The sequence below is a fragment of the Klebsiella sp. GG_Kp173 genome (genome assembly GCF_040062415.1).
Lineage (GTDB): Bacteria > Pseudomonadota > Gammaproteobacteria > Enterobacterales > Enterobacteriaceae > Klebsiella > Klebsiella quasipneumoniae.
This window is the reverse complement of sequence record NZ_JBEAFZ010000078.1, coordinates 15,683-40,071: the sequence shown is the minus strand read 5'-3', so window position 1 is coordinate 40,071 and position 24,389 is coordinate 15,683. Positions and strand designations below refer to the sequence as shown.

The 24,389-nt window shown below is 55.0% G+C and carries 26 protein-coding genes; 7 read left to right on the top strand and 19 right to left on the bottom strand.

Going from position 1 to position 24,389, the window contains the following annotated elements:
- Nucleotides 1-43: 43 nt before the first annotated feature.
- Complete coding sequence (locus ABLU50_RS17020) at nt 44-1,039, bottom strand: substrate-binding domain-containing protein (protein WP_004203649.1); 996 nt, start codon at nt 1,037-1,039, stop codon at nt 44-46.
- 90 nt (nt 1,040-1,129) lie between these two features.
- On the bottom strand, nt 1,130-1,678 hold the full coding sequence (locus ABLU50_RS17015) for a helix-turn-helix domain-containing protein (protein ID WP_002882865.1): 549 nt from the start codon (nt 1,676-1,678) through the stop codon (nt 1,130-1,132).
- Between the two features lie 99 nt (nt 1,679-1,777).
- Between ABLU50_RS17015 and ABLU50_RS17010 the strand changes: the two genes are divergently transcribed.
- Both ABLU50_RS17010 and ABLU50_RS17005 read left to right on the top strand, forming a co-directional pair.
- On the top strand, nt 1,778-2,437 hold the full coding sequence (locus ABLU50_RS17010) for an AzlC family ABC transporter permease (RefSeq protein WP_032431168.1): 660 nt from the start codon (nt 1,778-1,780) through the stop codon (nt 2,435-2,437).
- On the top strand, nt 2,437-2,760 hold the full coding sequence (locus tag ABLU50_RS17005; RefSeq protein ID WP_004203647.1) for an AzlD domain-containing protein: 324 nt from the start codon (nt 2,437-2,439) through the stop codon (nt 2,758-2,760). Before ABLU50_RS17010 ends, ABLU50_RS17005 begins: the two co-directional genes overlap by 1 nt.
- Here the strand turns inward: ABLU50_RS17005 and ABLU50_RS17000 are convergent.
- The 9 genes from ABLU50_RS17000 to fdhD form a co-directional block, all read right to left on the bottom strand.
- Nucleotides 2,757-3,350: a hypothetical protein gene (locus ABLU50_RS17000; protein WP_004203646.1), complete on the bottom strand. Its 594-nt coding sequence runs from the start codon at nt 3,348-3,350 to the stop codon at nt 2,757-2,759. The two genes, ABLU50_RS17005 and ABLU50_RS17000, sit on opposite strands and share 4 nt — an antisense overlap.
- A complete protein-coding gene (locus tag ABLU50_RS16995; protein WP_004203645.1) occupies nt 3,347-3,784 on the bottom strand; it encodes a PTS sugar transporter subunit IIA in 438 nt (145 codons plus the stop codon). Before ABLU50_RS16995 ends, ABLU50_RS17000 begins: the two co-directional genes overlap by 4 nt.
- Nucleotides 3,785-3,793: 9 nt before the next feature.
- Entirely contained in the window at nt 3,794-4,063 is a 270-nt protein-coding gene (locus ABLU50_RS16990; RefSeq protein ID WP_017899833.1) for a hypothetical protein, read from the bottom strand.
- 59 nt (nt 4,064-4,122) lie between these two features.
- Entirely contained in the window at nt 4,123-4,965 is an 843-nt protein-coding gene (locus ABLU50_RS16985; protein ID WP_025999201.1) for a class II fructose-bisphosphate aldolase, read from the bottom strand.
- Nucleotides 4,952-6,319, bottom strand: coding sequence for a PTS sugar transporter subunit IIC (locus ABLU50_RS16980; protein WP_004203642.1), 1,368 nt, complete (start codon nt 6,317-6,319; stop codon nt 4,952-4,954). Before ABLU50_RS16980 ends, ABLU50_RS16985 begins: the two co-directional genes overlap by 14 nt.
- Entirely contained in the window at nt 6,312-6,626 is a 315-nt protein-coding gene (locus ABLU50_RS16975) for a PTS sugar transporter subunit IIB (protein ID WP_004203640.1), read from the bottom strand. Before ABLU50_RS16975 ends, ABLU50_RS16980 begins: the two co-directional genes overlap by 8 nt.
- An 11-nt stretch (nt 6,627-6,637) precedes the next feature.
- A complete protein-coding gene (locus ABLU50_RS16970; protein WP_087832522.1) occupies nt 6,638-7,618 on the bottom strand; it encodes a 6-phosphofructokinase in 981 nt (326 codons plus the stop codon).
- Nucleotides 7,619-8,007: 389 nt separating this feature from the next.
- Nucleotides 8,008-8,220: a YdgH/BhsA/McbA-like domain containing protein gene (locus ABLU50_RS16965; protein ID WP_004203637.1), complete on the bottom strand. Its 213-nt coding sequence runs from the start codon at nt 8,218-8,220 to the stop codon at nt 8,008-8,010.
- 128 nt (nt 8,221-8,348) lie between these two features.
- Nucleotides 8,349-9,185, bottom strand: coding sequence for a formate dehydrogenase accessory sulfurtransferase FdhD (gene fdhD, locus ABLU50_RS16960; RefSeq protein ID WP_087832523.1), 837 nt, complete (start codon nt 9,183-9,185; stop codon nt 8,349-8,351).
- 156 nt (nt 9,186-9,341) lie between these two features.
- On the opposite strand from fdhD, the gene fdnG reads away from it, so the two are divergent.
- The 5 genes from fdnG to ABLU50_RS16935 all read left to right on the top strand — a co-directional run bounded on the left by fdnG (nt 9,342) and on the right by ABLU50_RS16935 (nt 16,107).
- Nucleotides 9,342-12,392 (top strand): formate dehydrogenase-N subunit alpha, encoded by a 3,051-nt coding sequence (gene fdnG, locus ABLU50_RS16955; protein ID WP_106479130.1) that lies wholly within the window; start codon nt 9,342-9,344, stop codon nt 12,390-12,392.
- A 12-nt stretch (nt 12,393-12,404) separates the two neighbouring features.
- A complete protein-coding gene (gene fdxH, locus ABLU50_RS16950; RefSeq protein ID WP_002882822.1) occupies nt 12,405-13,307 on the top strand; it encodes a formate dehydrogenase subunit beta in 903 nt (300 codons plus the stop codon).
- Nucleotides 13,304-13,939 carry a formate dehydrogenase cytochrome b556 subunit gene (fdoI, locus tag ABLU50_RS16945; protein ID WP_087832524.1) on the top strand — a complete coding sequence of 212 codons (636 nt, stop codon included), beginning with the start codon at nt 13,304-13,306 and terminating at the stop codon, nt 13,937-13,939. Before fdxH ends, fdoI begins: the two co-directional genes overlap by 4 nt.
- Complete coding sequence (fdhE, locus tag ABLU50_RS16940; RefSeq protein ID WP_004203631.1) at nt 13,936-14,865, top strand: formate dehydrogenase accessory protein FdhE; 930 nt, start codon at nt 13,936-13,938, stop codon at nt 14,863-14,865. Before fdoI ends, fdhE begins: the two co-directional genes overlap by 4 nt.
- A 324-nt stretch (nt 14,866-15,189) precedes the next feature.
- Complete coding sequence (locus ABLU50_RS16935; protein WP_017899837.1) at nt 15,190-16,107, top strand: alpha/beta hydrolase; 918 nt, start codon at nt 15,190-15,192, stop codon at nt 16,105-16,107.
- 11 nt (nt 16,108-16,118) lie between these two features.
- On the opposite strand, the gene fabY is transcribed toward ABLU50_RS16935, so the two are convergent.
- The 8 genes from fabY to typA form a co-directional block, all read right to left on the bottom strand.
- The gene (gene fabY / locus ABLU50_RS16930; protein WP_025999202.1) at nt 16,119-17,060 is read right to left on the bottom strand and encodes a fatty acid biosynthesis protein FabY; all 942 of its coding nucleotides are present in this window, start codon (nt 17,058-17,060) and stop codon (nt 16,119-16,121) included.
- 44 nt (nt 17,061-17,104) lie between these two features.
- Nucleotides 17,105-17,542, bottom strand: a complete 438-nt coding sequence (gene dtd, locus ABLU50_RS16925; RefSeq protein ID WP_004203627.1) for a D-aminoacyl-tRNA deacylase — start codon at nt 17,540-17,542, stop codon at nt 17,105-17,107.
- Nucleotides 17,539-18,399 (bottom strand): virulence factor BrkB family protein, encoded by an 861-nt coding sequence (locus ABLU50_RS16920; protein WP_004203625.1) that lies wholly within the window; start codon nt 18,397-18,399, stop codon nt 17,539-17,541. The genes dtd and ABLU50_RS16920 overlap by 4 nt, the downstream gene beginning before the upstream one ends.
- Nucleotides 18,393-18,992 carry a glucose-1-phosphatase gene (yihX, locus tag ABLU50_RS16915; RefSeq protein WP_017899838.1) on the bottom strand — a complete coding sequence of 200 codons (600 nt, stop codon included), beginning with the start codon at nt 18,990-18,992 and terminating at the stop codon, nt 18,393-18,395. The genes ABLU50_RS16920 and yihX overlap by 7 nt, the downstream gene beginning before the upstream one ends.
- A gap of 138 nt (nt 18,993-19,130) precedes the next feature.
- Nucleotides 19,131-20,393 (bottom strand): MFS transporter, encoded by a 1,263-nt coding sequence (locus ABLU50_RS16910; protein ID WP_057212601.1) that lies wholly within the window; start codon nt 20,391-20,393, stop codon nt 19,131-19,133.
- Nucleotides 20,394-20,493: 100 nt separating this feature from the next.
- The gene (locus tag ABLU50_RS16905) at nt 20,494-21,474 is read right to left on the bottom strand and encodes a TIM barrel protein (protein WP_087832526.1); all 981 of its coding nucleotides are present in this window, start codon (nt 21,472-21,474) and stop codon (nt 20,494-20,496) included.
- A 7-nt stretch (nt 21,475-21,481) separates the two neighbouring features.
- On the bottom strand, nt 21,482-22,192 hold the full coding sequence (locus ABLU50_RS16900) for a GntR family transcriptional regulator (protein WP_087832527.1): 711 nt from the start codon (nt 22,190-22,192) through the stop codon (nt 21,482-21,484).
- A 199-nt stretch (nt 22,193-22,391) separates the two neighbouring features.
- A complete protein-coding gene (gene typA / locus ABLU50_RS16895; protein WP_002882755.1) occupies nt 22,392-24,215 on the bottom strand; it encodes a ribosome-dependent GTPase TypA in 1,824 nt (607 codons plus the stop codon).
- Between the last annotated feature and the right edge of the window lie 174 nt (nt 24,216-24,389).

The following is a 24,389-nucleotide window of genomic DNA, read 5'->3' as shown; positions in this document are numbered from 1 at the left end:
GATCCGTGATCGAGTTCAGGAAATTAATCTGTGGAGAGAATTATCAGGCGGTTTCGCCGGGAATGAATTCGGGCTGCCAGAGCACCTGAAGCGAGGTCAGATCTTCGCCGGCAATTAAGCGGCGGACCATCGTGGCTATCTGGCGGCCCACCCCCTGTCGGGTGGATTGAACCACCGCGCCCACCGGGGTGTCGATGATGCTATCCTGCGGCAAACCGTCGTAGACCACCAGTGAGACGCGATCGGCGCCGGTAAGACGTCCGAGCTGAGCCAGGGCCATCGCCGCGCCGTCGCCATGGGTATTGCAGTCGGTGACAATCGCCGTTGGCGGTTCAGGCAAGCGCAGCAGCTCCATCGTTGCCTGAAACCCGCCGCGGCGGGTGGGCGGCACGCTGCGCAGCCAGGTTTCCGCCAGCCCCGCTTCGCGCAGCGCTTCCAGGTAACCGTTGCGGCGTTGAGTAATAAACGCCTGATTATTATTTTCGCTCAGCAGCGCGATGCGCCGGTGCCCCTGGCTAATCAGATGGCGGGTGGCGCGATACGTGCCCGCCTGGTTATCGAAATCAAACCAGGCGTAGGGCTGCGGCAGGCGGCTACGGCCCAGCGCGAGAAAAGGAAAGCCGGAAGAGAGCAGCTGAATCAGGCGCGGGTCGTCGTCCAGGGTATGCGCGACGATCAACGCATCGACGCGACGGCTCTGCACCATGCGCATATAGCCGTGTTTATCGGCCTGTTCATCATCGGCGATCAGCAGTAAATCAATCTCATAGCGCGCCAGCTCGTGGCTGATTTCTCCCACCATTTCGAGAAAGACGTTGTTATTCAGCGGCGCGGGGCGCACGGGGAAAACGAGGCCAACGGCGTCGATTTTGCCCATTTTCAGGCGACGCGCGAACGTGTTTGGCCGATATCCGCGACGCTGCGCTTCAGCCTCCACGCGAGCACGGGTCTCCTGCGACACATCATCATAGCCGTTTAACGCGCGGCTGACGGTCGTTACCGAGATCCCAAGTTCTTTAGCAATGGCTTTCAGCGACATAGGTATGCCTGTCTTCGCGGAAGAATGCGGCTAGTGTCCCGCAATACGGCTATGGCGTCCAGCGAGAGCGCGACGCCCGCCGGTGCGATGTCAGTTTTGCTCAGCGATCAGCAGGGCCTGCGTATCCGGCTCCAGGGCCTGAAACACATGCTCCTGATCCGCCGGATAGCAGATGTAGTCGCCCTCGCCGAGCTCTTCCGGCGCCGACGTCAGCCCTACCCGCGCCCGCCCCTGGGTCACGATAATATGTTCCACCGAGCCTGGCGGATGCGGATGCGAAATGCGGTCGGCGCCGGGCTGGGTGAGCAGCAAATAGATGTCCCGACGCGCGCCGGGTGGACAGGCGGCCAGCAAAATAGCCTGATAGTTCGCCTGCTCCGCCACTACTTTTGTCCCCTCGCCGCGGCGGATCACCTGCGTTTTGTTCACCTGCGGCTCAAGCAGCCTGGCAAATGGAATATCCAGCGCTACGCAGAGCGACCACAGCGTTTCCAGACTCGGATTACCGTTGCCGGACTCCAGTTGCGATAGCGTGGATTTGGCGATACCCGCCCGACGCGCGACTTCCGCCAGCGAAAGCCCGGTCCGCGCCCGCTCCCGCACCAGACTTTTGGCGATAACGCTGATTGGCTGTGTCATACCCGCCCCTTGTTTTTTATATCGAACGATTTGTTCGCCTTGAAAAACGATCATTATGTGTTCATTATAATGGAAATTCGTTCGATATGGCTAAGTGATATGAAACAAACTCTCTCCAGTCTCAGCGGAGACACGATAAAAGCGATTGTTTTAGTTTGCCTCGCCGTCGGGGTGGTAGGCATGTCCTATGGGTCGCTGGCGGTGGCTTACGGCTTCCCCTTATGGGTGCCGCTCGTACTTTCGGTGTCCGTGCTGGCGGGCGCCTCTGAATTTATGTTTATCGGTATTGTCGCCAGCGGCGGTAGCCCGCTGGCCGCCGCCGCCGCCGGCCTGTTAGTCAACGCGCGCCATATCCCTTTCGGGGTGACTGTGCGCGAACTGGTTGGTCGGCGCGCCTTAAGCTTTATCGGGTGCCACATTATGAACGACGAGAGCGTGGTCTTTGGCTTGTCGCAGCCCACCCCCGCGCAGCGCAAAGCGGCCTACTGGCTGTGCGGCGCCGGCGTAGCGCTGATCTGGCCTTTGGGTACGCTCACCGGCGCCGCCGTCGGCAAACTGCTGCCGGCGCCGGAAACCATCGGGCTTGACGCGGTCTTCCCGGCAATCCTGCTGGCGCTGGTGATCCCGGCCTTTAAAAACCGTACCACGCTGATCCGCGCCGTCAGCGGCGCCGCGCTGGCGCTTGCTGCCGTGCCGTTTGCGCCTACCGGGCTGCCGGTGCTGCTCTCGTTGTTTGGTTTACTGTCGAGGAAAAAATAATGGGCAATATGACGCTGTTTATCGCCGGTATCGCCATCCTGTCGCTGGGAACCTATCTGATGCGTCTTGGCGGCGCGAAGCTTGGTAATCGGCTGGCATTTTCCGAGCGCTCGCAGGCGCTGCTTTCCGATGCGGCGACGGTGCTGCTTTTTTCCGTCGCCCTGGCCACCACTTTCTATGAAGGCGCGCATTTCGCCGGCATGGCGCGCGTTCTGGGCGTGGCTGTCGCTGTGTTTCTCGCCTGGCGCAAGGTGCCGCTGATCGGCGTGATTATCGCCGCGGCGGTGGTGACGGCGCTGCTGCGGCTGGCGGGTATGTCCTAGGACGGGTAGGCGTAATTCGCCAAACCGGTGCGTTGTCCGCTAATTGTGCCTTCAAGCCAGTGAATAACCGCCGTTATCTCCAGCGGGCGCTGCTGGTCTATCGTCAAAAGGGGCCCTAAAGACATGGGCTGCGCACGCCCGGCCAGCTGGGCCAGCTCCGGCAGATACTCTTCGCCGGGGTGGCCCGGCGGCCGCGTCGCCAGCCGCGAGGCATAGCGCGCGACCGCCAGCTCGGGGGAGATATGGTTCCAGATCTCAATCACCTGCTCCACGCCCGCCTGCCGCAGCAATTTTTGCAAGGTCTCCCGGGGCTGAAAGCCGAACCAGGCGTCGATCAACCAAACCATGCTGGCAGGCGACGCGCCGACAATCGACCAGATCACCTCATACGCCGCACAGCCCAGCTGGCGATTCATTGGCCGGTCGACCGGGGCCAGACGCGCCATAAACGGCTCTTTGATGCCGTCGATCGTCAATACCGGCAGGCTGAAGGTCTCCGCCAGCAAACGGGTGATGGTACTCTTCCCCGAGGCCGGAATGCCGTTGATTAAAATAGCCGTTTTGCAGACTGGGGTCAGATGTCTGTTCATAGTAATGCGACAACCTCCTCCCGGCTGCGGGCCATCCGCAGTTTGGCCATCGTGTCATTGTTATCCAGCAGCGCGACGATGGAGCGGATCCCCTCCTCGATATGCGCATTGCTGTCCCGGGCGCCAAACATAATGACAATGTCGGCTTTTTCACTGTCCGCAAAAGGAATCGGCTTTTCCAGCAGCACCAGGCTAAAGCAGTTGCGTCTGACGCCGCACTCGGGTCGGGCATGGGGGATGGCAATACCTTCATCGAAGACGTAATAGGCGCCATGGTTTAGGGTATTGTCGATCACCGCCTGGCTATATTCCGTCGAAATAAAGCCTTTTGCCTCCAGCGGGCGGGCAGCCAGCTTTATTACCCGCTGCCAGTCGGACTCCACAACGCCAACCTGAATGGCATCGGCTTCGATAAGCAGTTCTTTTATGGTCATTCTGTATTCCTAAATATTGCGGCGAATAATATTGCGTAAATTATCAATCTGCAGAAACAGCGTATCGATATCCTGCCGGTGGGTGGTGCTTTTGGCATATATCGATAGCGCCCGGTTGTAAGTCAGCATTAATGTTTTTTGCACCTCGCTATTGCCAGGCTGGCGCTGTAGTTCGCCTTCCAGTCTGGCAATCTCCTCCGCCAACTGACGGGACTGTTGATCATAATCCTGCAGCGGGGTTTGCTCTTTTTTCCACAACGTTTTCAATGATTCAAACATAGCAAGTTCCCTCCCTGGCGGAAGACAGGGCAATGAAATAGAGAGTGAAGGAGAAAACGTTATTTAAATAACGCCATTTTTTCCATTAAGACATCAGTGACCGCCTGGTTGGCGGGAATTAAGAATTTCCGTACGCTGTCATTCACCTTCCCTTTCTCAAACGTCGTTTTACAGCGGTCAACCCACTGCACGTTCATTTCCGTCCCGACGTTCACTTTATTAATCCCTTCGGTGACGGCCAGCCGCATATCCTCATCGCTGACGCCGGTACCGCCATGCAGCACCAGCGGCACGCCGGTCGCCGCGCTAATCTGTTTCAGCCGTTGGTGCTGTATCTGCGCTTTACCGGTGTAGAGGCCATGCACGGTGCCTACCGAAACGGCCAGCATATCGACCTGGGTCTCCTCCACAAAGCGTTTCGCATCTTCGACGGTGGTAAAACAGATATCTTCCGCCGCCACCGCTTTTCCATCCTCTGACCCGCCTATCGCCCCCAGTTCGCCTTCTACCGTAATATTGCGCGGGCGGGCCATCTCCACCACAATCCGCGTATTACCGATATTTTCCTCAAGGCTTAAATGTGAGCCGTCGTACATCACCGACGAAAAGCCCGCGTTCATTGCCGTCTCGATAGCCTTAATATCTGAGCAGTGGTCAAGATGCAGACAGGCTGGAATATTTTCACTGTCCGCTAATGAACGCACGGCGTCTACCAGCAAACGATAGCCGAGGTACTCCGCGGTCCCGGTTGAAATTTGGATCATTAACGGGCTGTGGCTGTTTTGCGCGGCTTTGAAAAACGCCGGCAGCATCTCAATACAGTGCAAGTTAAACGAGCCAATCGCTTTAAAATTTCTCGCTTGGGCAATTTTTAAAATCTCATTGAAATTATACAGACTCATGAACATTTTCCCCTTTCGGCTTAGCGGATTTCCCGTTGACAAACCATGCCAGTGCGGCGACAAACACAATAAATAAGGCGACAAAGAGCCAGTTATTCTGGAAGGCGTGGCCTAATACCAGACCCGAGCTGATGACGTCAGAGTCGCTGAAGGTGACGCCCGTAAAGCCATAGCTCTCCAGCATGGGCACCAGAATGGCCGGCAGAAACGTGATAAACAGGCCGTGAATAACCCCGCCGATCATCGCCCCGCGGCGTCCGCCCAGCGCGTTGCCAAAAACCCCTGCCGTGCCGCCGGCGAAAAAGTTGGTTAACAGCCCGGGGAGGATCATCGCCAGACCGAACATCGGGAAAACCAGCATGCCGATAATCGAGCCGACGGTCGTCGCCAGAAATCCGACAATCACCGCATTCGGCGCATAAGGAAACAGTACCGGGCAATCAAGAGCCGGCTTCGCATCCGGGACAATACGCATCGCGATACCACGAAAGGCCGGCACCAGCTCATTGAGCAATAAGCGCACGCCGCTATAGAGGACAAAGACCCCGGCGACAAACTGAATGGACTGCATAAAGGCATACATCAGGTAGTTAATCCCGCCGGAGAACTGCGCGATGTACTGCGGGCCCGCCGCGATAGCCGGGATGAGATACATCGGCACCATCACCACCGCCATGGCCAGATAGGTATCCTGCAGAAACTTAAAGTTATCAGGCAGCTCGAGATCTTCCGTGGAGCGGGAGCCTTTGCCGACGACCTTTGCGACGGCGGCCTGCACCAGATAACCGATGGTACAGAAGTGCCCCAGGGCCACGTCGTCAGATCCGGTAATGCGCCTGACCACCGGCTGCGCCAGGGCCGGCATTAACACCGCCATCACGCCGCCGAAGATGCCCCCGGTTAAAATCAGCGGTACGCCGGTGAGCCCGGACTTATAGCCAATCACGGCGCCGATCGTCGCCATCCACAGCAGCGCCTGGCCGGTCAGGAAAATATATTTAAGCGGCGTCAGACGGGCGATAATAATATTGACGGCAAAGATCACCAGCAGCGTCAGCGCCACTTCCGAACCTAATTCCCGATTCGCTAACCCGGCGATGGCGGCCACATCGGTAATATAGCCTTTCATGCCAAATCCCTGGGTGAAGATATCGTTCAGAAAGGTTAGCGTGGCGACAATGATGTTGATCCCGGCCATCATAATTAAGAAGCCAAGCAGCGTTTTAAACGTTCCTTCCGCGGTTTTGCCCGGCGATTTCTTTTGCAGGATCAGGCCAAGCATGGCAATAAAAGCAATAAGAATGGATGCCTGACCAAGTAAATCCTTAACGATAAACGCCACGAAGCTATTCATAATCAGCCACCTTCAGATGACGTTCTTTTAAGAATGCGACGATCTTGGTTTCAATTTCCTCTTTATCCGTAAGCTTATTGAGCACCACGACGCGTTTAATTTCCTCTTCAGTGGCATCGGCGGTTAAGATGTCGGCAAAGGTTTTTTGCGTCAAAATCATATCCGATTTAAAGGCTCCGGCTTCGGATACGGTGGTGTGTTCAATATGAGCAGGAATTTCCAGCTTTTTTAAAACTGCCTTCGCCGTCATTTCAATGGCAAAGCTTGAACCGAGGCCGCAGCCACATACGCATAAAATTTTCAGCATGGAGGGTCTCCTCAAATAATATTGAGTTGCTTGGCAAGTTTATAATGATGTCCTTCAGTATCGACCAGACGTTTTTTCATACTGACTAAATCAATCGGAATAGGTTTGTTACTGGAATTAATTACTATGGCTTTATTTTTCATACCTGACTGAATACAGCGAACCACTTCACTGGCCATAATGGTGCCCTGATAAATCTCTTCACAGGTCGGGTCACCGCTGCGTAGGCCATAACCGACAATCGTTTTACGGATTCGGACGCCGATTTGCGGTTCCAGCTGTTTAATCATGGTATCAATCGCTCCCTGAAAGCCGGGAGAGTATTCTTTGGTGTAGCCTTCTGAGCAGAGGATAACGACGCTGTTCTGCGTGCTCAGCTTCCGGGTAATCCGCTCCGCAAGCATGGCCAGCGGCATCTGCGCCTCCGGGATCAGGGCAATATCCGCATTGCATTTAATGGCGGACTGTAACGTTAATTCTCCACAATAACCTCCTAATATCTCAACCATAAAAACCCGCCCCGGCAGCGCTCTTCCGGTATTTCTTAAACGGGAGACTTCTTTAATAATCTGCTCGCAGGCCGTGGAAAAGCCAATCGTATAATCACTGCCATACACGTCATTATCGATAGTCATTCCCACGCCAAAGCAATTAATATCAAATTCACTTAGGGTATTGAGAAACTGCAGGCTGCCGTCCCCCCCGGCCATAATAAGCACGTCAATACGCAGCGATTTCAGTTTTTTAGCAATCATTTCATATTCGCTGCGCTGTAGTTTGCGACTGGTTCGTCCGGAGGTAATGATCGGCACCGCGGTAATGGAGAAATCAACCAGATCGCGCCACGCGATATCCTGATGATTTTTCTCCAGCAGGCCAGGAATACCGCCATTAAACAGCGTGATATCGGCATCAGCCTGCCTGGCAATCTGGAATATAAAATTATTCATTCCCGAAACATCCCCGCCGCTAATAACGATGCCAATTTTCATGACGCCTCCTCGCTCATTTGCCTGACGACATTTTTCCCTGACTGCAAGACTTGTATTTGCAATGGAGATCACATAATGCGTATTAAATTACGTACATGAATAGTTGACAGTCGCAACGGCGGGCTTATTTTTGTGACAAAAATCACACATGCAGAGCGTGTTCTTCATCGCTTTTCCTTTTTAATATCTTTATATTTCATAGCGTTAAAATATCGAGATATTCAACAATGAAGATGTTTCATTGGCGGTAATAATGGGGAGTTAAGAAAAGAACGGAAACGTGAGTACTGCCACATTTTTTTCACGGCGGTGGGGAATAGTGGCTGTTTTTTGCCGAAACGGAAACAAAAAAAGCGCCCTGAGGCGCTCTTTCGACAGTAGCGTTACGCTTATTTGTTCAGTTCGGCAGTCATATGGACGCGGTTGCCGGTAAACGCTTCGGTAATTTTGTAAGACGACGCGCCTGCTGCCTGGGCCTGTGCGGCGATTTTCGCTTCCGCACCGTCCATCGTTGCAGCGGTAGCGGTGACGGTTTCAGCGGCGAAGGAAGCAAAAGAGGCGGCCATAGCGATTACTGCGACAAAAGTTTTGATGCTTTTCATGATATAAACCCTTTCATTCAGTTGTTTAGATAAGGCGTTGTGCCTTGATGTGTTAAATAGTAGCCCGCACATCACCAAACAAAAAGCGGAAGGATTTGCTGTCATCATTCAAATTTACTGATCAACTTTTAACCCGCGATCAAACGCTGCGGGTGGGTGTAGATCGTCGCCCTGCCCGGCTTGCAAAAGCCCACCAGCGTCAGGTTGCAGCGCTCGGCGACCTCCACCGCTAAGGTGGTGGCTGCTGATACCGCGAACAGGATCTCGACCCCGCACATCGCGGCTTTCTGCACCATTTCATAGCTGGCGCGGCTGGAGACCAGCGCGGCGCCCTGCTGCCAGCCCTCGCCGATTTCCGCCCGCCGGCCCAGCAGTTTATCCAGCGCCACATGCCGGCCGACGTCTTCAAAACCGCCCGCCAGTTCGCCCGTCGACCGGACCCAGGCGGCCGCGTGGGTACAGCCGGTGAGTCGGCCGACCGGTTGAAAGTCGTTAAGATGCGCCAGGGCCTGGTCGAGATTGGCGATATCGAACGTCTGAGTGAACGGCAGCGGTTGAACCGGCTTACCAATATCATTGAGCTGCTCGACGCCGCAGACCCCGCAGCCGGTACGCCCGGCCAGCGCGCGACGCCGGGCTTTGAGCCCCATAAAACGCCGGCTGGAGAGTTCAATCTGCACCTCAAGGCCGTTGCATACCGACACCACGTCCATGCCGAAAATCTCCCGCCGATGCTCAATAATCCCTTCGGATAAGGAGAAGCCGACGGCGAACTGCTCCAGGTCTTTCGGCGTGGCCATCATCACCACGTGGGAGATACCGTTGTAGACCAGCGCGACCGGTATCTCTTCCGCTAACTCATCTGGCTGAGGATGTTGCAGATCCTCGCGCTTCCAGAGGGAGACCTGGCGATATCCTGTGACATTCGTCACATTTTCGATTTGTTCGAGAGGCTTCTTGTTCACTTTGCTTTAACCGTATTGGAACAGGCATACACACAATGTGGTATTCTGTTTTTATCCCTTCAGGAATGAGGGAAATATGCCCTAATTCTGAACCTTTGCGGCTCTCACCGCAAAGCAAATAACTACATGTGACAATGTCGAAACAAGGAGCGAACCATGCAGGTCAGCAGAAGGCAGTTCTTTAAGATCTGCGCTGGCGGTATGGCGGGAACCACGGCAGCAGCGCTGGGCTTTGCCCCGGCGACTGCGCTCGCGGAGACACGGCAGTACAAATTGCTGCGCACGCGCGAAACCCGTAACACCTGCACATACTGTTCTGTCGGCTGTGGGCTGTTGATGTATAGCCTCGGCGACGGCGCGAAAAACGCCAAAGCATCCATTTTCCATATCGAAGGCGATCCGGATCATCCGGTCAACCGTGGTGCGCTCTGTCCGAAAGGGGCTGGTCTGGTGGACTTTATCCATTCTGAAAGCCGCCTGAAATTCCCGGAATATCGCGCGCCAGGCTCCGATAAATGGCAGCAAATCAGCTGGGACGAAGCGTTCGATCGCATCGCCAAGCTGATGAAAGAGGACCGCGACGCCAACTTTATCGCGCAAAACGACGCTGGCATCACCGTCAACCGCTGGTTGACCACCGGGATGCTGTGCGCCTCCGCCTCCAGTAACGAAACCGGCTATTTAACGCAAAAATTCACCCGCGCCCTCGGGATGCTGGCGGTGGATAACCAGGCGCGTGTCTGACACGGACCAACGGTAGCAAGTCTTGCTCCAACATTTGGTCGCGGTGCGATGACCAACCACTGGGTGGATATTAAGAACGCCAACCTGATCGTGGTGATGGGCGGTAACGCCGCTGAAGCGCATCCGGTGGGATTCCGCTGGGCGATGGAAGCCAAAATCCATAACGGTGCCAAACTCATCGTTATCGATCCGCGCTTCACGCGTACAGCGTCGGTGGCTGATTTCTATACCCCGATTCGTTCCGGTACCGACATTACCTTCCTGTCGGGCGTGATCCTGTATCTGCTGAATAACGAAAAATTCAACCGCGAATACACCGAAGCCTACACCAACGCCAGCCTGATCGTGCGTGAGGACTACAGCTTCGACGACGGGCTGTTCAGCGGCTATAACGCAGAAAAACGCCAGTACGACAAAACCAGCTGGAACTATGAGCTGGACGAAAACGGCTTCGCCAAACGCGATACTACGCTGCAGCATCCGCGCTGCGTCTGGAACCTGCTGAAGCAGCACGTTTCCCGTTATACCCCGGATGTGGTCGAAAACATCTGTGGTACGCCGAAGGCCGACTTCCTCAAAGTCTGTGAATACATTGCTGAAACCAGCGCGCCGGATAAGACCGCGTCGTTCCTGTACGCTCTCGGCTGGACCCAGCACTCCATCGGCGCGCAGAACATCCGCACCATGGCGATGATCCAACTACTGCTGGGCAACATGGGGATGGCGGGCGGCGGCGTCAACGCCCTGCGCGGCCACTCCAATATCCAGGGTCTGACCGACCTCGGCCTGCTCTCCACCAGCCTGCCAGGCTACATGTCGCTGCCGAACGAAAAACAGGCCGACCTGCAGACCTACCTGACGGCTAACACGCCGAAGCCGCTGCTGAAAGACCAGGTCAACTACTGGGGCAACTATCCGAAGTTCTTCGTCTCCATGATGAAAGCCTTCTTCGGCGATAAAGCGACAGCAGAAAACAGCTGGGGCTTTGACTGGCTGCCGAAATGGGACAAGAGCTACGACGTTCTGCAGTACTTCGAGATGATGAATCAGGGCAAAGTGAATGGCTATATTTGCCAGGGCTTTAACCCGGTCGCCTCGTTCCCGAACAAAAACAAGGTCGTCGCTTCCCTGTCGAAGCTGAAGTTCCTCGTTACCATCGACCCGCTCAATACCGAAACGTCCACCTTCTGGCAAAACCACGGTGAGTCGAACGATGTTGACCCGTCGAAAATCCAGACCGAAGTGTTCCGTCTGCCGTCTACCTGCTTCGCCGAAGAGAATGGGTCTATCGTCAACTCCGGCCGCTGGCTGCAGTGGCACTGGAAAGGCGCGGACGCCCCGGGGATCGCTGTCACCGATGGTGAAATCCTCGCCGGTATCTTTACGCGCCTGCGTAAGATGTATGCCGAAGAGGGTGGCCCGGCGCCAGAGCCAGTTCTCAACATGACGTGGAACTACTCCACGCCACACGAGCCGGCGTCAGAGGAAGTGGCGATGGAGAGCAACGGTAAAGCGCTGGCGGATATTACCGACCCGGCAACCGGCGCGGTGATCGTCAAGAAAGGCCAGCAGCTGAGCTCCTTCGCACAGCTACGCGACGACGGCACGACTTCCAGCGGCTGCTGGATCTTCGCCGGAAGCTGGACGCCGGAAGGTAACCAGATGGCGCGCCGGGATAACGCCGATCCGTCAGGCCTCGGCAATACGCTGGGCTGGGCATGGGCATGGCCGCTCAACCGCCGCATCCTGTATAACCGCGCCTCCGCGGACCCGCAGGGTAAACCGTGGGATCCGAAGCGTCAGTTGCTGAAGTGGGACGGCGCGAAATGGGGCGGCGTGGATATTCCGGACTACAGCGCCGCTGCGCCTGGCAGCGACGTCGGTCCGTTTATAATGCAGCCGGAAGGGATGGGCCGTCTGTTCGCTATCGATAAGATGGCGGAAGGACCGTTCCCGGAACACTACGAGCCGTTTGAAACGCCGCTCGGGACTAACCCGCTGCACCCGAACGTGGTCTCTAACCCGGCCGCTCGCGTCTTCAAAGGCGATCTCGAGCAGATGGGCAAAGCGGAGAAATTCCCGTACGTCGGCACCACTTATCGCCTGACTGAGCACTTCCACTACTGGACCAAGCACGCGCTGCTTAACGCCATCGCGCAGCCGGAGCAGTTTGTGGAGATCGGTGAAAAACTGGCGAATAAACTCGGCATCAGCCATGGCGATACCGTCAAGGTCTCCTCCAACCGCGGCTACATTAAGGCCAAGGCGGTGGTGACCAAACGTATTCGCACGCTAAAAGTTGACGGTAAGGATATCGATACCATCGGCATTCCTATTCACTGGGGCTATGAGGGCGTGGCGAAAAAAGGCTTTATTGCCAATACCCTGACGCCGTTCGTCGGTGATGCGAATACGCAGACGCCGGAGTTCAAAGCTTTCCTCGTGAACGTGGAAAAGGTGTAACGGAGACGACTTATGGCTTATCAATCGCAAGATATTATTCGTCGTTCCGCGACTAACGGTTTCACCCCCGCGCCTCAGGCGCGGGACCACCAGCAGGAGGTGGCGAAGCTTATCGACGTCACCACCTGTATCGGCTGCAAAGCCTGTCAGGTGGCCTGTTCCGAATGGAACGATATTCGTGATGAAGTCGGTCACAACGTTGGGGTGTATGACAACCCGGCGGACCTGACCGCCAAGTCATGGACGGTGATGCGCTTCTCGGAAGTGGAGCAAAACGACAAGCTTGAATGGCTCATCCGCAAGGATGGCTGCATGCATTGCGCTGACCCGGGCTGCCTGAAGGCCTGCCCGTCAGAAGGCGCGATCATTCAGTACGCCAACGGCATCGTCGATTTCCAGTCCGAGCAGTGCATCGGCTGCGGTTACTGTATCGCCGGCTGTCCTTTCGATGTGCCGCGTCTGAACCCGGAAGACAACCGCGTCTACAAATGTACCCTGTGCGTAGACCGCGTCACCGTCGGCCAGGAACCGGCCTGCGTGAAAACCTGCCCGACCGGCGCCATCCACTTTGGCTCCAAAGAGGATATGAAAACGCTGGCCGGCGAGCGCGTAGCTGAACTGAAAACCCGCGGTTACGACAATGCGGGCCTGTACGATCCGGCCGGCGTCGGCGGTACCCACGTCATGTACGTGCTGCACCATGCCGATAAGCCGAATCTGTACCACGGCCTGCCGGAAAACCCGGAGATCAGCCAGACCGTCAAGTTCTGGAAAGGCATCTGGAAACCGCTGGCGGCCGTCGGCTTCGCCGCGACCTTCGCAGCCAGTATCTTCCACTACGTCGGCGTCGGTCCGAACCGCGCGGAAGAGGAAGAGGACAACCTGCATGAAGAGAAAGACGAGGTGCGCAAATGAAAAAACGTGACACCATCGTGCGCTACACGGCGCCGGAACGCATCAACCACTGGGTCACCGCCTTCTGCTTCATCCTGGCGGCGGTAAGCGGGTTAGGCTTTTTCTTCCCGTCCTTTAACTGGCTGATGCATATCCTCGGCACGCCGCAGCTGGCGCGAATTCTCCACCCGTTCGTCGGGGTGGTGATGTTCGCGTCGTTCATCATCATGTTTTTCCGTTACTGGCACCACAACCTAATCAATCGGGATGATATCTTTTGGGCGAAGAATATTCGTAAGATCGTCGTCAACGAGGAGGTGGGCGATACCGGACGCTATAACTTCGGCCAGAAATGCGTATTCTGGGCGGCGATTATCTTCCTGGTACTGCTGCTGGTGAGCGGTGTGATCATCTGGCGTCCGTATTTTGCGCCGGCTTTCTCAATCCCGGTGATCCGATTTGCGCTGATGCTGCATTCATTTGCCGCAGTGGCGTTAATTGTGGTTATCATGGTGCATATCTACGCCGCCCTCTGGGTGAAAGGCACCATTACCGCGATGGTGGAAGGCTGGGTCACCAGTACGTGGGCGAAGAAACATCACCCGCGCTGGTACCGAGAGGTCCGCCAGAAACAGGAAAAGTCATCTGAATGAGTATTCGCATAATCCCGCAAGACGAGCTGGGTTCGAGCGAGAAACGCACGGCGGAAGCAATTCCGCCGCTACTGTTCCCCAGGCTGAAAAATCTGTATAACCGCCGCGCTGAACGTCTGCGCGAGCTGGCCGCCAATAACCCGCTGGGCGATTACCTGCGCTTTGCCGCGCTGATCGCCCATGCCCAGGAAGTGGTGCTGTACGACCATCCGCTGCAGATGGATCTCACCGCCCGTATTAAAGCGGCCAGCGAACAGGGCAAGCCGCCGCTGGATATCCACGTCCTGCCGCGCGACAAACACTGGCACAAGCTGCTGCACTCGCTGATTGCCGAGCTGAAGCCGGAGATGAGCGGCCCAGCGCTGGCGGTCATTGAAAATCTGGAAAAAGCCTCTGAGCAGGAGCTGGAGCAGATGGCCAGCGCGCTGTTTGCTTCCGACTTCGCCTCGGTCAGCAGCGATAAAGCGCCGTTCATCTGGGCCGCGCTGTCGCTCTACTGGGCGCAGATGGCCAGCCTGATTCCGGGGAAAGCGCGCGCTGAATACGGCGAACAGCGCCAGTTCTGCCCGGTGTGCGGCTCGATGCCGGTCTCCAGCATCGTGCAGATCGGCACCACCCAGGGGCTACGCTATCTGCACTGCAATCTGTGCGAAACCGAGTGGCACGTGGTACGCGTCAAATGTAGCAACTGCGAACAGAGCCGCGATCTGCACTACTGGTCGCTGGACAACGAGCAGGCTGCGGTGAAAGCCGAAAGCTGTGGCGACTGCGGAACTTACCTGAAGATTATGTATCAGGAGAAGGATCCGAAAGTCGAAGCCGTCGCCGACGATTTGGCATCCCTGGTGCTCGACGCCCGCATGGAGCAGGAAGGCTTCGCCAGAAGCTCAATTAACCCGTTCATGTTCCCCGGCGAAGGGGAATAAGTTCTGCGCTCCTATAACGGGCGACTCAGGTCGCTCGTTATCATTCATACGGTGTGAACACGCCGGAAATGCTCTCCTTAGCCCGTTTCTGCTTCTCCAGATATTGTTCAACTTTTAGGGTGCTGTTCAGAAGGACAAGGTATTACGGCGCACCTGATAACGAGCAAATTACACCTGATAAAAACGAAGAAAAAGCAGATCTTTGCTGAGAAATACGCTTCTGCGAGCCGCTTTCCACAATGCGATCGCGGCTTTATTCGGTATATCTTTTTCGCAATAACCAGGCTATAACACTGGATATTAACCCAGTAAAAGGGACTTGCCATGACGTTGGAAAAAGGGATTGCTTCGCTGGTTGAGGAGTTTATTGCTGCGGGGCGGCCATCATCACGAGAACAGAGTATTGATGACCGGAGAAACGGCTATCTCGCCAGCGCCGTTCTCGCAGGGGAAACAGAAACGCGGGTGCAGGTTGAAGACATCACGCTCGATGGCATGACCTTGCGCGTCGTCTCGCCGCCAAAAAGCAACGGCTTACTACCCACCATTGTGTATTATCACGGCGGCTGTTTTGTCAGCGGCGGCTTTGCCACCCACGACAATCAGCTCCGCCAGCTAGCCTGGTTCAGCGGTTGCCGGGTGATCGCCGTGCAGTACCGCCTGGCGCCGGAGCATACCTTTCCGGCGGCGCACGATGACGCAGAACAAGGTGTCATGATCATCCACCGGCACGCGGAGCAGCTTGGCGTTGACGCCTCACGCATCACACTGGCTGGCGACAGCGCCGGCGGGCACCTTGCTCTGGTAACGGCCCTGCGCCTGAAAGCGAATGCGGCGTGGCAACCCGCGCAGCTGATTCTGATTTATCCCATGCTCGACCCCACCGCCAGCATGGCGAGCTACGTCAGCAACGGCGCTGACTATGTGATTACCCGGGACACGTTGTTGAGCGGCTATGAAATGTACCTCGCCTCGACGCCAGCGAACCATCCGGATGCCAGTCCACTCTGGCGCGACGATTTTCACGGTCTGCCGCCGGTGCATATTCTGACGGCGGAGTTCGATCCTTTACGCGACGAGGGCGAAGCGCTGCATCGAAGGCTTATGGCGCAAGGGGTGGAGAGTTCCTGTCAGCGCTATCTGGGGGTGATCCACGGCTTCTTTCAGCTGGGTGGGATCAGCCGCGCCGCGCGAGATGCCATGCGGGATATCGCCTGGCGCTTAGCATCGCCAGGACGATAACCGCCCGAGGCTTACTCTTCCTCGTTGCCGCCCTCTTCGTAAGAGCCAAAGGGCTTCGCCGGCAGCACGATGTAGATCCCCTCGAAAACGGCGCCCTGTTTATCGTCGCCAAAAAGCTCCACCTGCATTTGCACGCGGGCTTTACGCCCACGCGCCAGACGGTCGAGATCGCCGCTCAGCGAACCGAGGTCGGCGATGGCGCTGGGGCGGCCGCTAATGGGCTGACTGTAGCGGATATGCGCATCCGCCAGAATGATGGTGCCCCCCAGGTGCCGCTCGCGCAGCATCAGCCAGATAAGCCCCCATCCGGTTAAGGTGGCGAGCGAGAACAAACTGCCGGCAAACAGCGTGTGGTGCGGATTCTGATTTCCCGCTTCCGGCATGGTGGTAATAAATTTCTGCCCGGTGTACTGCTGAATGCGCACGCCCATTTTTTCACTCAGCGGGATATGCTGATACCACGCCTGCTGTAGCTGCGCGCACCAGTCGCCACGGTGGAGAATGTCGTCCAGCGATGCGACCGGCTTAATCATCAGGAAATGACGGATCGGCGTGGTGGTCGGGGTGGTGATCTCCCCCTGATTGATAAAGCCGAGCTTGGCGAAAAACTCCACCGCATCTTCGCGAGCGCTACAGGTGACCCGCTTAACCCCTTCCTGACGCGCGACGGACTCCAGGGTCATCGCCATCAGCGTACCCAGCCCTTTATCCTGCACCGAGGGATGAACGGCCATAAAGCGAATGGAGGCTTCATTCTCTGCATTGATATATAGCCGGCCGACAGCCACCAGGTTGCCCTCTTCATCCACCACCATCTGATGATGCGCCATCGCATCCCAGGCGTCACGTTCCGAACCCTTAGGCTGATGCAGCGGCTTACGCAGCATCTCCCAGCGGAACTGATAGTAGCTCTCTAACTCTTCTGCTGTTTGCGGTACACGAAGGTGATACATAGTCGTACTCTCTTTTGTTACCCGCAGCCTGCCCGGAAGCTGGGTCATACTTGCAACCAAAAGGTCACGGGACCATCATTGACCAAAGAAACCTGCATATCCGCAGCGAATCTTCCGGTCTGGGTGTTCATTTCCTGCTGGCGACAGCGGGCGACGAAATACTCATACAGCGCCTCAGCGCGGTCAGGAGCGGCGCCTTTCGAGAAGCTTGGCCGCATTCCCCGCTCGGTATCCGCCGCCAGCGTAAATTGTGAAACCACCAGCACGCTGCCGCCCGCCTGCTGAACGTTCAGGTTCATTTTCCCCTCCGCATCGCTGAAGATGCGGTAGCCCAGCACGCGCTCGCAGAGGCGATTCGCTTTTTGTTCATCATCGTCTTTTTCGACCCCCAGCAGCACCAGCAGCCCCGGGCCAATTTCGCCCGTCACCTCGTCCGCCACGGTAACGCTTGCACGGGATACGCGTTGAATTAATGCAATCATGGTTGTTCTGTTTCTTCTGTTTTAAGTTTGCGGTATTCACCGAGAGTGACAGTAATTTCAGCGCCAAGCAAGACGATACACCAGGTCCAGTACACCCAGACGAACAAAATCGGCACCACCGAAATCACGCCATAAATGAGCTGATAGGACGGAAAGGTGGTGATATAGAGGGCAAACGCTTTTTTACCTGCCTCAAACAGCAGCGCTGCCACCAGCGCTCCGATCACCGCGTCGCGGTTACGTACCTGGGTGGTGGGTACAATACTGTAGAGCAGCCAGAATGCCGCCCAGGAGAGGATCAGCGGGAAAAGACGGAGCAGATTATCAATTACGCCGTCCAGGTCGCTTGCCCAGCGCAGCGACAGCAGATAGGAACTGATCGCCAGGCTGGCGCCCGCCAGCAGCGGACCAAGGGTCAGAATCATCCAGTAAACGGCAAAGGAGTAAACTTTGGGGCGACTGCGCGTGCTGCGCCAGATGGTGTTTAGCGCGCTGTCGATCGAGTACATCAGCAGCAGCGAGGTGACGATCAGGCCAAAGGCGCCTACGGCGGTCATGCGGCTGGAATTGGCGACGAACTGCTCGATATATCCCTGGATCACATCCCCGGTCGCCGGAATAAAATTGGCGAAAATAAAATGGCGGATCTGCACGCTGACTTCGGAGAACATGGGAAAGGCCGCAAACAGCGCGAACACGACGGCAATCAGCGGCACCAGGGACAGTAATGACACATAGGCGAGGTTCCCCGCCAGGGTCGTCATATGGTCTTCATCAATACGCCGCCACAGCAGCTTTAGCCACGCCAGCAGCGGCCGGGTATGGTGGAGTAATTTTTGATGAACGGTTCTTAGCATAGCTGTTTCGCGAAATAGTCAGGGATGGTCTTCTTCCCGGTCACCAGAATGCTGGTGATCCCCAACCGGTTAGCCCCTGCTATATTATCGACGTTATCATCAAAAAAGACCGTATCTGCGGCGGAAAAGCCCTCTTCTTCCAGTACTCGCTGATAAATTTGCGCTTCAGGCTTACGCATTCCCATCTCCTGTGACAGATAGATGCGATCGGCGGCAGCGCGCACTTCCGGGTATTCATCCGGCCAGAACGTGGTGTGAAGACGATTGGTATTGGAGAGCACCACCACGCGATGGCCCTGGGCACGCAGTTTTTGCATGATCGCAATCACTTCCGGACGCAGCGCGACAAACACCGCCTGCCAGCCGTGAGCAAACTGCTCATAGCTGAGGGACATATTCATTTCATGGCACATGGCGGCGGCAAAATCTTCATCGCTGAGCTCGCCGCGCTCATGCTGATGGAAAGCCTCTCCCATGGTGAAATGCTGCTTCAGCGTCGCCAGCGGGATGCGGGTTAAATCGCTCCAGGCCCCCAATACCCGGTTGAAGTCAATGTCGACAATCACATTACCTAAATCAAAGATATAGAGCATTTTCGTCTCCTTCCGCGCCGTGGAAAATTAACTTTAGCGGGAAAGATGAGGTTTGACTATGCATAAACCTGAAACAACAAGCCACTCGCGAACAAAGCCGCATAATGCGGCTTTGAATAAGCAGAATCAGGCTGGCGGTTATTCTGTCGCAGCGCGCAGCGTTTTCCTGCCACCGCGAATGCGTTTAACCAGCATGACCGAAACGAACGCGCCACAGAGCGCAAAGCACGCCATGATGCCAAAGACTATCTTGTAGCCTGTCAAACCAGGGTTGAGATCGAGAATGTAGCCATACAGGCTGTAGCAGAACATGGCCGGTGCGTAGCCAATAAAACTCCCCAGCGCCATGGCGGCGCCGGTCCGGTTCTCCGCGATGTTGGCTTCACCGATCGGGGCAAAGAAGACCGCTCGCTGGGTAAACACAATTGCGCCAAATCCCAGGGTGCAGATCATGCCGAGGTAGACTGGCATGCTTTCGTGGGGCAGCAATATTAACGCCACCAGGGCTACGGTGCTGGCACAGAAGGTATAGAAGAGATATTTGCTTGGCGACTTGAGGATTTTATCGGCTATCAGGCCGCCAATCGGCCCACCCACCATTTTCAAACAATACTGGTTAATGATGCCGTAGGCGCCCACCAGCGCCACCGGCAACAGGTAGATATTTTTCAGGAAGGGAATAAAGAAAGTGAGCCCACAGTAAACCGCATAAACAAAGAAGACGTTGAACGCGATAAGCCAGATGGTTTTATCTTTTAAGACCGAAGAGATGCTACTTTTCTCTGTGGCGCTCTCGACGGTAGCTTTCTCAGGCGCATCCTCATCCTTTTCTTTCAGCATAAAAAACAGCATGATCCCGACAACAATCACGATCAGAGCGTAGAACCAGATCCCGGCTTTAAACCCCAGCAAACCGCTGCCAAACCAGGTGAAAATAGCCAGGGCAGAGAAAGCAATAATCGTGTCGACAATCCCCCGCCCGGTCTCAAAGAAACCAAACAAACGCCCCTGCTGTTCGCTGTTGCCCAACCGGCTTACCGACTTTAATAGCACCGGCCAGTTCATCATGTCGCAGGTAACGCCAAAGAGAGCCCAAACAAAGAGAATTCCCCAGTAGCCTGGCATAGTCGTCAGATAGATCCCCAACAAGCCTGTCGCAATCAGCGATAGCGACATGGTGTAGCGGCGAGGCAGTTTATCGGCAAAGTAAATTGACAGGAAAAAACCAATTGTGGTCACCACGGAGTTCACCGACATGGCATTGCCTATCTGGCCATTAGTCAGATGGAAATAGTCCTGCATCGGAATATAAAAAGCATCTTTCAGAGAAGGCAGTTTATAAATGGTGCCACCGCACAGGGTTAATAAACTGAATATAGCCCATTTCTTTTTTGTGAGCATAAGTTCCCCTAATGATTGAACATCATTTGGTTTAAGGAAAATAACAGACCATCATCATTTATTAAAAATGATGTCCCGGCATAACGAATTATTAGTAAATTTAGTGTGCCAGCGCCGTAAGCGCTTCGTCTTTTATTCTCTGCAACGTCTCTTTGACATAATGGAGCTGCGCTATCGCATCCTCTTTTTCTTTTAGCAGTCGCTCTTCAAGCTGATCGGCGTCTGGCAGTGGGGTTTCGCTCATTTGTCGCCAGGGGATCCACGGGTTGTCCCCCTCCGAGGCAAAACGGAACGGGGGGGCATAGTAATTCACTTCTTCTTCCAGACCGTATGCCATGACCTGCGGATGATCATCACCAAGACAAATTAATTCCGTCAGCAGCGCCTTAAACGGCATATCGCCCTGGCCTGAATTACAGGCCCGATGCCCAAGCCCACCGTTCTCAGTAATAATACAAGCGTCTTTGATATGAACCTGCGTAATGTAAGGTGACATCAACGCTAACGCCTCAAGCGGTCGCTCATTAGCGTTGATCATATTGGCGAAGTCAAAAAGGAGCGATAGCGATGGCATCTCGCTTTGTTTAATTAAATTCACCAGTTCAGCGCTTTTGAGATCTTCATGTTGCTCAAGGGTGAAGGTCAGGCCGGTATGACTATAAGCCTTTTTAATGTATTGAATATCTGCTGAAATTTTTTCCATTACGTCATGTAAATGGCCTTCATAACGCGGATAAAAACGAACGGAAGTCGCTCCTGTTTTTAAAGCGATAGTCGCGGCCTGATCGATGGTCTGTTTATCGGAGGCGCTGGTTTCGATGTGAATATCCAGCTGCAACGCTTTCGCTTTGTCAGCAAACCCGGCTAACTGGGCATCATTCATATTGCTCAGCGAATAACGCTCACCATCAAGAACGTGTATTTTCACCCCCTTTAAATGCAGACTATCTGCAATGGTCAATAAATCATTAGGTAAAACACGTTCAAGCCGCATATTCAAATGATAGGCATAAGCATGAAGGTAGAGTGGTATATTATCAATACGGGAAAGGATCTTCCCGGCGTTATCTTTAGTGACCATAAAATACCTACAAGTTAATAAACAGATCCACAGCCTCAAATCGCCAGTATTCGAGATCTATTTGCACAATATTACCGGCACTATCGGCACGGTGTTTTTCTATCAGAATAGCCGGCAGACCTGCAGAGCCACCGATGAATTTGCTCACATCGCCCGACATTCTGACGGGTCTAAAAGCCAGTTTTTTTATCACCACAGGCTTATGATATTCACGCTCCCAGACGGAGGAAAAAGATTGGTTCTTCAACCGGTCAATAAAATCTGGCGCGATGTTAGGGTTGATAAAGGTCTCGTGGTAGAAAACTTTATGCCCTTCCAGCGCTCCCCAGCCGGTGACCAGATATAAATCATCAGACGGAGTGACATCCAGCAAGGGTTTAGCGGCGTCGGGATAGTCTCGGGTTCGCTGTTTTTCAATAAAGCCCCACGAGGGTTCTCTTCCCTGCTCAATGGCGGCCCGCTGAAAGCTCGCGGGGAGCTCAGGACTGTAGTTAAAACGCGGCTGCGCGACAAACCATCCTTTCCGGTCTTTACGAAAGATCCTCGATTCCGCTTCCAGGCTGAGCAGCGCCTGACGCAGCGTCATGCGTTTGATCCCCAGCAGTTCGCCAAGCTCTCTCTCTGAAGGCAGTTTTCCACCCGCAGCCGTCAGCCCTTGCTTAAGCCACAGATCCAGTTTCTCTTTTGCATTTTCGACAGTAGAAAGATTTTCAGTCATTGTTTAATCCATTTGGTTTAAACCAGATGACTCATCTTACTCTTCTGTAAAAAAAGAAAGCAATTCCTCGGACAAACTTTAGGTATAAATGTGACCAGGGTCTCCTGGAGGCCCCGGGTTAGCGCAGCGATTGTCAGATCTCACCCATAAAAAAACCCCGCCGGAGAGGCGGGGTTTAGCGAACAGCAAGAAGAATCAATTACTCTTCTTTTGCACCGCGCATTGCGCGTTTACGGTCGTTCTCGGTCAGGTGACGTTTACGGATACGGATAGAGGTCGGAGTGACTTCTACCAGTTCGTCGTCATCGATGAACTCCAGAGCCTGCTCCAGGGTCATCTTAACCGGCGGAACCAGAACCGTGGCTTCGTCAGTACCGGACGCACGCATGTTGGTCAGTTTTTTACCGGTCAGGCAGTTTACCGTCAGGTCGTTAGAACGGCTGTGAATACCGATGATCTGGCCTTCGTAAACTTCCGCACCGTGACCGAGGAACAACTTACCGCGATCCTGCAGGCCGAACAGCGCGAACGCTACCGCTTTACCCTGACCGTTGGAGATCAGCACGCCGTTGTTACGCTGGCCCACTTCGCCCGGACGAACGTCGTCGTAGTGGCTGAAGGTGGAGTACAGCAGACCGGTACCGGAGGTCATGGTCATGAACTCTGAACGGAAGCCGATCAGACCGCGGCTTGGGATCACGTAGTCGAGACGTACGCGGCCTTTTCCGTCCGGATTCATGTTTTTCAGGTCGCCTTTACGCTCGCCCAGCGCCTGCATAACAGAACCCTGGTGCTGCTCTTCGACGTCCAGCGTCACGTTCTCGAACGGCTCTTGTTTACGGCCATCGATTTCACGGAAGATAACTTTCGGACGGGAAACCGCCATCTCGAAACCTTCGCGACGCATGTTTTCAATCAGAACGGACAGATGCAGTTCACCACGGCCGGAAACGCGGAACGCATCAGCGTCTTCGGTTTCTTCAACGCGCAGCGCCACGTTGTGCACCAGCTCTTTGTTCAGGCGGTCCAGAATCTGACGAGAGGTAACGAACTTACCTTCTTTACCGCAGAACGGAGAGGTGTTGACGTTGAAGAACATGGAAACGGTCGGCTCATCAACGGACAGGGCCGGCAGCGCTTCGACATTCTGCGGGTCGCAGATGGTGTCGGAGATGTTCAGCTCGCCCAGACCGGTGATCGCGATGATGTCGCCAGCTTCAGCTACGTCGCTCTCGATACGCTCAAGCCCCAGGTGAGTCAGCACTTTACCGACTTTACCGTTACGGGTTTTGCCTTCGCTATCGATGATAGTGACCTGCTGGTTCGGCTTCACTTTACCGCGTTTGATGCGGCCGATGCCGATGACGCCAACGTAGTTGTTGTAGTCCAGCTGGGAGATCTGCATCTGCAGCGGACCGTCAAGGTCAACGTCCGGCGCCGGCACGCGATCGACAATCGCCTGGTACAGCGGGGTCATGTCGTCAGCCATGTCTTCGTGGTCCAGACCCGCGATACCGTTCAGCGCGGACGCGTAAACGATCGGGAAGTCCAGCTGTTCGTCGGTCGCGTCGAGGTTAACGAACAGGTCGAACACCTGATCGACAACCCAGTCCGGACGCGCGCCCGGGCGGTCAACTTTGTTGATGACCACGATCGGCTTCAGACCGTGGGCAAAAGCTTTTTTGGTCACGAAGCGCGTTTGCGGCATCGGGCCATCAAAGGCATCTACCACCAGCAGCACAGAGTCAACCATGGACATAACACGCTCAACTTCACCTCCGAAGTCGGCGTGCCCAGGGGTATCAACGATGTTGATACGGTAATCATTCCATTTGATTGCGGTGTTTTTCGCGAGGATGGTAATCCCACGCTCTTTCTCCAAATCGTTGGAGTCCATCACACGTTCTTGTGCTTCAGTACGTGCGTCGAACGTACCGGATTGCTGTAGCAGCTTGTCAACCAGGGTAGTTTTACCATGGTCAACGTGCGCGATGATGGCGATATTACGCAGATTTTCGATCACAACTTTGCCTCAGGCATTAGAAATAGCGCGTTATTGTACACGTATTAAGCGAAGGACTGAACAGGATCACAAACATCCTCCGCAAACAAGTATTGCAGAGTTTCTTTGTGACCGCTTTCACGGAGCGATAAAAGGGCACCGTAACAAAAATTGCACCAAAATGGTGCTCAATGT

Coding starts and splice junctions, on each gene's coding strand:
- ABLU50_RS17020 (WP_004203649.1), bottom strand. CDS start 1,039: ATGTCGCTGAAAGCCATTGCTAAAGAACTTGGGATCTCGGTAACGACC.
- ABLU50_RS17015 (WP_002882865.1), bottom strand. CDS start 1,678: ATGACACAGCCAATCAGCGTTATCGCCAAAAGTCTGGTGCGGGAGCGG.
- ABLU50_RS17010 (WP_032431168.1), top strand. CDS start 1,778: ATGAAACAAACTCTCTCCAGTCTCAGCGGAGACACGATAAAAGCGATT.
- ABLU50_RS17005 (WP_004203647.1), top strand. CDS start 2,437: ATGGGCAATATGACGCTGTTTATCGCCGGTATCGCCATCCTGTCGCTG.
- ABLU50_RS17000 (WP_004203646.1), bottom strand. CDS start 3,350: ATGAACAGACATCTGACCCCAGTCTGCAAAACGGCTATTTTAATCAAC.
- ABLU50_RS16995 (WP_004203645.1), bottom strand. CDS start 3,784: ATGACCATAAAAGAACTGCTTATCGAAGCCGATGCCATTCAGGTTGGC.
- ABLU50_RS16990 (WP_017899833.1), bottom strand. CDS start 4,063: ATGTTTGAATCATTGAAAACGTTGTGGAAAAAAGAGCAAACCCCGCTG.
- ABLU50_RS16985 (WP_025999201.1), bottom strand. CDS start 4,965: ATGAGTCTGTATAATTTCAATGAGATTTTAAAAATTGCCCAAGCGAGA.
- ABLU50_RS16980 (WP_004203642.1), bottom strand. CDS start 6,319: ATGAATAGCTTCGTGGCGTTTATCGTTAAGGATTTACTTGGTCAGGCA.
- ABLU50_RS16975 (WP_004203640.1), bottom strand. CDS start 6,626: ATGCTGAAAATTTTATGCGTATGTGGCTGCGGCCTCGGTTCAAGCTTT.
- ABLU50_RS16970 (WP_087832522.1), bottom strand. CDS start 7,618: ATGAAAATTGGCATCGTTATTAGCGGCGGGGATGTTTCGGGAATGAAT.
- ABLU50_RS16965 (WP_004203637.1), bottom strand. CDS start 8,220: ATGAAAAGCATCAAAACTTTTGTCGCAGTAATCGCTATGGCCGCCTCT.
- fdxH (WP_002882822.1), top strand. CDS start 12,405: ATGGCTTATCAATCGCAAGATATTATTCGTCGTTCCGCGACTAACGGT.
- fdoI (WP_087832524.1), top strand. CDS start 13,304: ATGAAAAAACGTGACACCATCGTGCGCTACACGGCGCCGGAACGCATC.
- fdhE (WP_004203631.1), top strand. CDS start 13,936: ATGAGTATTCGCATAATCCCGCAAGACGAGCTGGGTTCGAGCGAGAAA.
- ABLU50_RS16935 (WP_017899837.1), top strand. CDS start 15,190: ATGACGTTGGAAAAAGGGATTGCTTCGCTGGTTGAGGAGTTTATTGCT.
- fabY (WP_025999202.1), bottom strand. CDS start 17,060: ATGTATCACCTTCGTGTACCGCAAACAGCAGAAGAGTTAGAGAGCTAC.
- dtd (WP_004203627.1), bottom strand. CDS start 17,542: ATGATTGCATTAATTCAACGCGTATCCCGTGCAAGCGTTACCGTGGCG.
- ABLU50_RS16920 (WP_004203625.1), bottom strand. CDS start 18,399: ATGCTAAGAACCGTTCATCAAAAATTACTCCACCATACCCGGCCGCTG.
- yihX (WP_017899838.1), bottom strand. CDS start 18,992: ATGCTCTATATCTTTGATTTAGGTAATGTGATTGTCGACATTGACTTC.
- ABLU50_RS16910 (WP_057212601.1), bottom strand. CDS start 20,393: ATGCTCACAAAAAAGAAATGGGCTATATTCAGTTTATTAACCCTGTGC.
- ABLU50_RS16905 (WP_087832526.1), bottom strand. CDS start 21,474: ATGGTCACTAAAGATAACGCCGGGAAGATCCTTTCCCGTATTGATAAT.
- ABLU50_RS16900 (WP_087832527.1), bottom strand. CDS start 22,192: ATGACTGAAAATCTTTCTACTGTCGAAAATGCAAAAGAGAAACTGGAT.